This window comes from Actinomadura sp. NPDC049753, assembly GCF_040674655.1.
GTDB lineage: Bacteria > Actinomycetota > Actinomycetes > Streptosporangiales > Streptosporangiaceae > Spirillospora > Spirillospora verrucosospora.
Genome location: NZ_JBFARL010000285.1, coordinates 1 through 7,924, shown reverse-complemented (window position 1 = coordinate 7,924; position 7,924 = coordinate 1). Strand labels below are relative to the sequence as shown.

Sequence of the window (7,924 nt, the reverse complement as noted above, 5' to 3'; positions counted from 1 at the left end):
CCGACCCGGGACTGGTCACCGACTGGAGGCACGCGCTGACCGCCGACCACTCCAACCCGCTGGTGATGGTCGCCGTCTCGCTGTTCGTGATGCCCAAGCTCGCCCTCGGGCTGTCCGGGTTCGAGACCGGCGTGGCCGTGATGCCGCTGGTCAAGGGTGACCTGAACCGGCGGATCCAGGGCGCCCGCAAGCTGCTGACCACGGCCGCGGTCATCATGAGCGTCTTCCTGGTCACCTCCAGCTTCGCCACCAGCGTGCTGATCCCCGAGAAGGAGTTCGAGGAGGGCGGGAAGGCCAACGGCCGGGCGCTGGCCTACCTCGCGCACGAGCACCTCGGGGAGTGGTTCGGCAGCGCCTACGACCTCAGCACGGTCGCGATCCTGTGGTTCGCCGGCGCCTCCGCCATGGCCGGACTGATCAACATCGTGCCCCGCTACCTGCCGCGCTACGGGATGGCCCCCGACTGGACCCGCGCCACCCGCCCGCTGGTCCTGATCTTCACCCTCGTCTCGTTCGCCATCACCCTGCTGTTCGGAGCGCAGGTCGAGGCGCAGGGCGGCGCCTACGCCACCGGCGTCCTCGCGCTGATCCTGTCCGCCGCGGTCGCCGCGACGCTGGCGTCCTGGAAGCGCGGACGCCGCCGCGCCGCCGCGGCCTTCGGCGCCGTCACCCTGGTCTTCGCCTACGCCACCGTCGCCAACATCGCCGAACGCCCCGACGGCCTGGTCATCGCCGTCGTGTTCTGCGTCGCGATCGTCGTCACCTCGCTGGTCTCCCGCGCCACCCGCTCCACCGAACTGCGCATCACCGGCGTCGAGTTCGACGAGAAGGCCCGCGAGTTCCTCGACCGGTCCGGCGAGCTGCGGATCATCGCCAACGAGCCCGACGAACGCGACCGCAAGGAGTACCTGGACAAGGCGCGGGAAGCCTGGGAACTGCACCGGCTTCGCACCGAGGAGGGGTTGCTGTTCCTCGAACTCACCGTCTCGGACGCGTCGGAGTTCGAGTCCACCGTGCGCGTCACCGGCGAGGAGCGGCACGGACACCGCATCCTGCGCGCCGAGGGCCCGAGCATCCCCAATGTGATCGCGGCGATCCTGCTCCACATCCAGCACGACACGGGCAAGCAACCCCACGTCTACTTCCACTGGGCCGAGGGCAACCCGATCGGCGCCCTGCTCCGCTACCTGGTCTTCGGCGGCGGCGACGTCCCGCCCCTGACCCGCGAGATCCTCCGCCAGGCCGAACCCGACATCGAACGCCGCCCCATCGTCCACGTCGGTTGACGCCCCAGACCGCCCAGCGCCCCCGGTGGCTATCGCCAGAGGTAGTCGTAACGGGCCGGCGCCGGGGCGACCTGGACGCGCCCGTCCCTGACCTGCCATTCGGTCTGGTGTCCTTCCTCGTGGAAGACGAGGAAGAGCCCGCAGACCCGGTCGTCGTCCTCGTCGACGGCGGGGAGGGCCGCGATCCGCCGGATCTGGTCGAGAACATCGTCGGCGCCGGAGGCGCGAACTGCTCGGGCATAGCACGCCGCGTCGAGCCAGCCGCCGTCCGGAAAGGCCCATCCCGCAGGGTCCCCGCGGCGGATGACGCGCTCGGCCTCAGCCTTCTGCCCGTGAAACTCCAGCGACCCACGTATATAGACCCATGCGCTCATGCCGCCATGATGCCGAGGACGGTGCTGGACTAGAGGACGTAACCCGTTCGGACGAGGGGACGGGCCTCCTCATGCTCTCAGCGAGAACCAGCCGGCTGTATCAGGGCCTCGATCCGCTTGGCGATGGCCGGGACGTCGTTGAGGACGTGGGTGGCGATGTCCAGAACGGTGGTGAACAGGTCGTCTTCCGCTTTCGGGTTGAAGCGGGCCCCGTTCAGCTTGAGGAAGACATCCGTCGCGGCGAACGCGACTCGCCTGTTCCCGTCGGTGAAGGGGTGGGAAGTGGTGAGCGAGTGCAGCAGCGCGGCGGCCTTTTCGAGCAGGGTGGGGTAGGGGTCCACGCCGAAGGTCACCGTGGACGGTCGTGCGGCGGCCGATGCGACCAGCCCGGAGTCCCGCACGTGGAGGTGCTCGCCCACGGCCCGGCGCCCGATGGCGACGATCTCTTCCGCCGTCAGGTAGCGCACGCTCACGCGTCGCCCAGGCGGTCCAGCAGGTTCCGATGGTCGCGGGCGGTCTCGTCGGCGAGTTCGAGCACGTGGGCGAGTTCGCGGCGCTGCCGGTACTCCTCCAGCGCGGTGATCAGAATCGCGTTCTTGGACCGCTGCTCGGTCGCGGCCGCGTCGTCGAGCCAGGCGTCCAGGTCCTCGGGAAGGCGTGCTGCGAAGGCCATGTCAGGACTCCTCGTGCGTATGTTGCTCTGGTATCACTCATGGTACCAATAGTGGTTCAGCACGTCAGAGGAGCCTGGGGCTAGGTGGGATGTCACACTCTGGTGGTCTACGTCGTCCTTAGGCCATGAGAGTCGCTGTGATGAGCGGAACGGGAATGCCGGTGCGGATCGTGGGGTGCCGCGAACTGCCCGTCACCTGGTCTCAACGGCAGAACGCGGCTTGCCCCGCCGAAGGGGCTCGGGCATGACCGCCGAGGAACTCGCGCAGTGCTTCGAGGCCGAGCGGCCGCATCTGCTGCGCGTCGCCTACGCGACGCTGGGGTCGATGGCCGAGGCCGAGGACTGCGTGCAGGAGGCGTGGCTGCGGCTGCGCGGGCTGCCGGACGTGGAGGCGGTCCGCGACCTGCGCGCCTGGCTCACCAGGACCGTCGGGCGGCTGGCGCTGGACGCGCTGGGCACCGCCCGCGCCCGGCGCGAGCGGTACGTGGGGACCTGGCTGCCCGAGCCCCTGGTGGGGGACACGGCCGCCGACCCGGCCGACCGGGTCACGCTGGACGAGTCGGTCAGCATGGCGCTGCTGCTGGTGATGGAGAGCCTGTCGCCGGCCGAGCGCGCGGCGTTCCTGCTGCACGATGTGTTCGGACTGTCGTTCGACGAGGTCGCCGACGTCGTCGGACGGTCGCCGGCGGCGGTGCGGCAGCTGGCCTCCCGCGCCCGCAGGCACGTCGCCGAGGGCCGGCCCCGCTTCCCGCCCACCCCCGACCAGCAGCGGCAGGTGGTCACCGCGTTCGCGGACGCCTGCCAGGACGGCGATCTGGAGCGGCTGACCTCGCTGCTCGACCCGCGGGTGGTGTGCCGCGGCGACGGCGGGGGCAAGGTCAGCGCCCTGCCGACCGAGGAGCGCGGCGCCGAGCGTGTGGCGCGCCTGCTGCTGTCGTTCGTCCGCGGTCCGCTGCGCGAGCTGCGGATCGCCACCGTCAACGGTGCGGCGGGCCTGGTGCTGCGCGGCGACGACGACGTTCTGTCGGTGGTCTCCCTGACCGTCGACGGCGGCCGGATCACCGCGCTGGACGTCGTCCGCAACCCTGACAAGCTCACCTCCGTTCCCGGCGCCGAATAGGCGCTTCCCCCTTGCGGTAGGGCCGGCCCGGCCTCGACTGGGCCGTGCCGTTGCCTGCAACAGTCACTTTAAGTAACTAGTCGTACGCACGAAGTAGCTGTAAGGAAGGTCATGACCGTCACCGAAGAAGGCCGATCGGTGTCCGCGCCCCCTCCACGGGATGCGTTCGCGCGGGTCGCGGCGTTCGCCCACCGCCGCCGATGGCTCGTCCTGTTCCTATGGGTCGCCGTCCTGGCGGGCATCTGGGGCGCGGCGACCGCCGTCGGCGACGACTACCGCGAGGACTACTCCCTGCCGGGGACCGAGTCGCAGCAGGCCGCCGACCTGCTGGCCGCGCACGGTTCCGGCCGCGCCGGCGACACCGTGCAGATCGTGCTGAGCCGGGACGCCGGGCTGGGCGACCCCTCCACCCGGCAGCGGGTGGAGGGCATGCTCGCCCGCGTCGCCGCCCTCCCGACGATCGAGCAGGTGCGCGGCCCCTACGCCGACCCGTCCGCCATGGCCCCCGGCGGCAGGATCGGCTACGCCACCGCGGTGCTGAAGGTGCCCGCCAAGCAGCTGGACCGCGCCGACGCCGAACAGATCCACACCACCGCGCGTTCGGCGACGGGCGACGGCCTGCGCGTCGAGCTGGGCGGGGAGGCCGCCCGGCTGCTGGCCCAGGGGGAGGGCGGCCTGGCCGAGGGCGTCGGGCTGCTGGCGGCCCTGGTGATCCTGGTGCTGATGTTCGGGTCGGTGGCGGCGGCCGGTCTGCCGGTCGTGACCGCGCTGTTCGCGGTCGGCTCGACGCTGGGCGCGATCATCCTCGCCTCGCACCTGTTCACGATCGCCGCCTGGACGCCGTACGTGATGATGCTGGTCGGGCTCGGCGTCGGCATCGACTACGCCCTGCTGGTCTTCGCCCGGTACCGCGCCGAACTCCTCGGCGGGGCGTCCCCCGAGCACGCCGCGGTGACCGCGCTGCGGCTGGGCGGCCGCACCGTCTTCTTCGCCGGCTGCACCGTCATCCTGGCGCTGCTGGGCCTGACCGCGCTCGGGCTGGGGTCCCTGCAGGGCATGGCGTTGTCGGTCGCGCTGACCGTGCTGGCCACGATGCTGGCCTCGCTGACCCTGCTGCCCGCCCTGCTGGGCCTGTTCGGCGAGCGCTTCGCCAGGACGTTCACCGCCCGCGCCGCGCACCGCTCGGCCAAGGGCCGGGCCGGCGAGGGCGCGGTGTGGCGTCGCGTGGGGACGGTGGTGCAGCGCCGGCCGGTGGCCGCCCTGCTGGCGGGCGGAGCGCTGCTCGGCGCGCTGGCCGCCCCGGCGGCCGGGATGCGGCTCGGCTTCGCCGACGCCGGCAACGACGCGCCCTCCAGCACCAGCCGCCGCGCCTACGACCTGCTGTCGGAAGGCTTCGGTCCCGGGTTCAACGGGCCGCTGCTGCTGGTGACCGACGGCGGGAGGCAGGGGCCCACCGACGCCGCGCACGCCGCGTCCCGCGCCCTCGCCGGCACCCCGGGGGTGCGGGCGGTCAGCCCGCCGCAGCCGTCCACCGACGGCCGGATCGCCACGGTGACGGTCTTCGCGACGACGTCGCCCCAGGACGAGCGGACCGCCGAACTGCTCTCCCGGCTCCGCGGCGACGTCCTGCCCGCCGTCTCGGCGCGGACCGGCGCCCGGTTCGCCCTCGGCGGGGCGACCGCCGCCGCCGAGGACTACTCCGCCAAGGTCGCCGGCCGCATGCCGCTGTTCGTCGCGATCGTCGTCGGCCTGTCGGTGATCCTGCTGATGGCCGTCTTCCGCTCGGTGCTCATCCCGCTGAAGGCCGCACTGCTCAACCTGGTCAGCATCGGGGCGGCGCTCGGCGCGATGACGCTGGTGTTCCAGCACGGCCTGTTCGGCGTCGAACCCGCACCGATCGAGGCCTACCTGCCGGTCATGGTGTTCGCGGTGGTGTTCGGCCTGTCCATGGACTACGAGATCTTCCTCATCTCCCGCATGCGCGAGGAGTGGAAGCGCACCGGCGACGCGGCCCTGGCCGTCCGCGAGGGCCTGGCCCACACCGGCTCCCTCATCACCGCCGCCGGCGCCATCATGATCGTCGTCTTCGGCGCCTTCATGCTCAGCCCGCAGCGCCTCCTCCAGCAGACCGGCTTCGGCATGGCCGTCGCCATCCTCGTCGACGCCGTCGTCATCCGCTGCCTGATCGTCCCCGCCGCGATGCGCCTGCTGGGCCGGCGCGCATGGTGGCTGCCCGCCCCCATGGCCCGCCTGCTGCCCCGGCTCGACGTCGAGAAGCACTGACCGCCCACCACCTGGGAGAGCACATGACCACGATCGATCCCACCAGCGCGGTGCTGGTCCGGGCGGACGACGCCGAGATCCTCGGCGATCCGCCGAACACGATGGAACTGCTGGCCGACGCCACCACCACCGGCGGGCTGGTCAGCGCGATCCGCAGCAGGATCGGCAGGGGAGTGGACGGACCGCCCCCGCACTACCACGACCACGCCGCCGAGATCTTCTACATCATCGGCGGCGGCCTGAACGTCCTGACCGGCGACCGGGTCACCACCGTCGTCGAGGGCGACTTCCTGCTCGTCCCGCCCGGCATGCCGCACGCCTTCAGCACACCCGCCCACACCGGCGCGGACATGCTGATCTTCAAGCCGGGCGCCGAGCGGTTCGACTACTTCCGCCTGGGGGACAGGGTCCGCAGGGGCGAGGCGAGCCCGCAGGAGATCCTGGCCTCCCAGGACCTCTACGACAACCACTTCCACCAGAGCACCGTGTGGCAGCGTTTCCTGGACGGCGGCGCCGACGACAGCCTGCTCGCACTGCCGCCGGAGGACACCGCCCGAGGGAACCTGTCATGAACGCGGCGGTCATCTCCCTCTCCGTCATGCTGGCGCTCGCCTCGCTGGCCGGCGGCGCCGCCAAACTCGCGGGCGCGCCCCCGATGCGCCGCGACGCCCAGCGGTTCGGCCTCTCCCTGCCCGCCTACCGGCTCATCGGCGTCAGCGAGATCGCGGCGGCCGCGGGCCTGCTCCTCGGCCTGCTCTGGTGGCCGATCGGCGCCGCCGCGAGCGCCGGCCTGGTCTGCCTCATGACCGGCGCCGTCACCGCCCACCGCCGCGCCGGCGACCCACCGGCCAAGACGACCGGCCCCCTGGCCATCGCCGCCCTGGCGATCGCCACCGCCGCCATCCAGTCAGCCACCTGACCCCCAAGGGCTGCCGCCCCCACCCCCAGGGAGCGGCAGCCCCACCCAAAAAGACATGGTGGCGGGCTGCTCGGTTTATGGGAGGCGGAAGGCTAGGAGGGTTTTGTCCTGGGCGGCCACCAGGGTGCGGTTGCGGGTGGTGAGCGCCCATCGCTTGATCGGGGCGGGGGTGGAGACGGGGTGGTTCCAGACGAGCTCCCCCGTTTCGGCGTTCCAGCCGTAGAGTCCCGCGCCCGTGGCGCCGGTCACGCCGGTGCAGATCATTCCGCCGGCGGCGATCAGCCGGGCGGTGCGGGCCGCGGGCGTGTTGACGGACCAGACGCGGCGGCCGGTGCGGGCGTCGAGCGCGATGAGCTGCGGGTTGTCGAGGATGTAGGCGTACTTCCCGCTGACCAGGAGGCTTCGTTCCTGCCCGCCGGGTGAGGCCGGTGTGTAGGTCCACAGCTGCCGGCCGGTGGACGCGTCCAGGGCGTAGAGCGTCGGGCTGCCGGTGTAGACCGTCCCTCCGGCCACGGTGAAGTCCTGCGAGAGCTGCCTTTCGTCGTGGGGCTTGGCCGCGGCCTTGGGCAGCTCGACGGCCCAGACACTGCGGCCGGTGTCGGCGGCCCGCGCCTCGAGCCTCACGCCCGACGGATTGCGGAAGATCAGGTTCCCGCCGCCCTCGGGGACGAAGGTCAGGCCGCCCTCCGGATCGGCCCAGCGGAGCGCGCCCGTCGCGGTGTCGAGCCCGACGAGCATGCTGCCGGCCCCGCGGAGGGTGCCGATCGCGACGAGGGTGTGGTTCGTGATGCCGTAGAGGAAGCTGAGGAAGGCCTCGGAGGGCCACTCGTAGGCCCAGAGCCGGCTGCCGGTGGCGGCGTCCACGCCGAAGACCGTCCGGTCCCGGCCGGTGATGACGAGTTTCCCGTCGTCCGGCCCCAGCAGCTCGGGGTAGTCGTTGCCGGCGGCCACGTCGCTGCTCCACCTGACCCGGTGGGACTCGTCCATGGCGATCAACCGGTGCTCCTCGTCCGGGACCCCATAGATGATGCTGGGTCCGGTGACGGCGACGGAGAACCTGCTGGACCACAGCTGCCGCCCGGTGTCGAGCGAGTGCCAGCGGTACACCGGCCCCTCGTCGTGGGGGACGACCGTCCGGGAGAGGACCTCGACGGCGAAGCGCCGGTCACTGAGGTCACCGATCGTCGTCCGCCACAGCGGCTCCGGCGGGGCGGGCCTCCGCCCGGCCCCGCCGTTCGCCGTGGCCAGTGCCGCGGCCGTCCCGCCGCC

Annotated in this window: 9 protein-coding genes; 5 read left to right on the top strand and 4 right to left on the bottom strand. The window is 72.2% G+C overall.

Translation table 11 applies throughout. The features are described from left to right. On the top strand, positions 1-1,286 hold a 1,286-nt coding region (locus tag AB0K37_RS38520), incomplete at its 5' end, for an amino acid transporter (RefSeq protein ID WP_363990156.1). Positions 1,287-1,315: 29 nt separating this feature from the next. On the opposite strand, the gene AB0K37_RS38515 is transcribed toward AB0K37_RS38520, so the two are convergent. The 3 genes from AB0K37_RS38515 to AB0K37_RS38505 all read right to left on the bottom strand — a co-directional run bounded on the left by AB0K37_RS38515 (position 1,316) and on the right by AB0K37_RS38505 (position 2,333). Next, positions 1,316-1,660, bottom strand: a complete 345-nt coding sequence (locus tag AB0K37_RS38515; RefSeq protein WP_363990154.1) for a hypothetical protein — start codon at positions 1,658-1,660, stop codon at positions 1,316-1,318. Positions 1,661-1,737: 77 nt separating this feature from the next. After that, complete coding sequence (locus AB0K37_RS38510) at positions 1,738-2,133, bottom strand: type II toxin-antitoxin system death-on-curing family toxin (protein ID WP_363990151.1); 396 nt, start codon at positions 2,131-2,133, stop codon at positions 1,738-1,740. Then, a complete protein-coding gene (locus AB0K37_RS38505; protein ID WP_363990148.1) occupies positions 2,130-2,333 on the bottom strand; it encodes a hypothetical protein in 204 nt (67 codons plus the stop codon). Before AB0K37_RS38505 ends, AB0K37_RS38510 begins: the two co-directional genes overlap by 4 nt. A gap of 244 nt (positions 2,334-2,577) precedes the next feature. Here AB0K37_RS38505 and sigJ point away from each other — a divergent pair, with 244 nt between their 5' ends. The 4 genes from sigJ to AB0K37_RS38485 all read left to right on the top strand — a co-directional run bounded on the left by sigJ (position 2,578) and on the right by AB0K37_RS38485 (position 6,655). Continuing rightward, positions 2,578-3,453, top strand: coding sequence for an RNA polymerase sigma factor SigJ (gene sigJ / locus AB0K37_RS38500; protein WP_363990145.1), 876 nt, complete (start codon positions 2,578-2,580; stop codon positions 3,451-3,453). A gap of 111 nt (positions 3,454-3,564) precedes the next feature. Beyond that, a complete protein-coding gene (locus AB0K37_RS38495; protein ID WP_363990143.1) occupies positions 3,565-5,736 on the top strand; it encodes an MMPL family transporter in 2,172 nt (723 codons plus the stop codon). 23 nt (positions 5,737-5,759) lie between these two features. Then, complete coding sequence (locus AB0K37_RS38490) at positions 5,760-6,308, top strand: cupin domain-containing protein (protein ID WP_363990140.1); 549 nt, start codon at positions 5,760-5,762, stop codon at positions 6,306-6,308. Further along, positions 6,305-6,655, top strand: coding sequence for a DoxX family protein (locus tag AB0K37_RS38485; RefSeq protein WP_363990137.1), 351 nt, complete (start codon positions 6,305-6,307; stop codon positions 6,653-6,655). Before AB0K37_RS38490 ends, AB0K37_RS38485 begins: the two co-directional genes overlap by 4 nt. A 75-nt stretch (positions 6,656-6,730) precedes the next feature. Here the strand turns inward: AB0K37_RS38485 and AB0K37_RS38480 are convergent. Next, on the bottom strand, positions 6,731-7,924 hold a 1,194-nt coding region (locus tag AB0K37_RS38480), incomplete at its 5' end, for a PQQ-binding-like beta-propeller repeat protein (RefSeq protein WP_363990134.1).

Coding starts and splice junctions, on each gene's coding strand:
- AB0K37_RS38515 (WP_363990154.1), bottom strand. CDS start 1,660: ATGAGCGCATGGGTCTATATACGTGGGTCGCTGGAGTTTCACGGGCAG.
- AB0K37_RS38505 (WP_363990148.1), bottom strand. CDS start 2,333: ATGGCCTTCGCAGCACGCCTTCCCGAGGACCTGGACGCCTGGCTCGAC.
- sigJ (WP_363990145.1), top strand. CDS start 2,578: ATGACCGCCGAGGAACTCGCGCAGTGCTTCGAGGCCGAGCGGCCGCAT.
- AB0K37_RS38495 (WP_363990143.1), top strand. CDS start 3,565: ATGACCGTCACCGAAGAAGGCCGATCGGTGTCCGCGCCCCCTCCACGG.
- AB0K37_RS38490 (WP_363990140.1), top strand. CDS start 5,760: ATGACCACGATCGATCCCACCAGCGCGGTGCTGGTCCGGGCGGACGAC.
- AB0K37_RS38485 (WP_363990137.1), top strand. CDS start 6,305: ATGAACGCGGCGGTCATCTCCCTCTCCGTCATGCTGGCGCTCGCCTCG.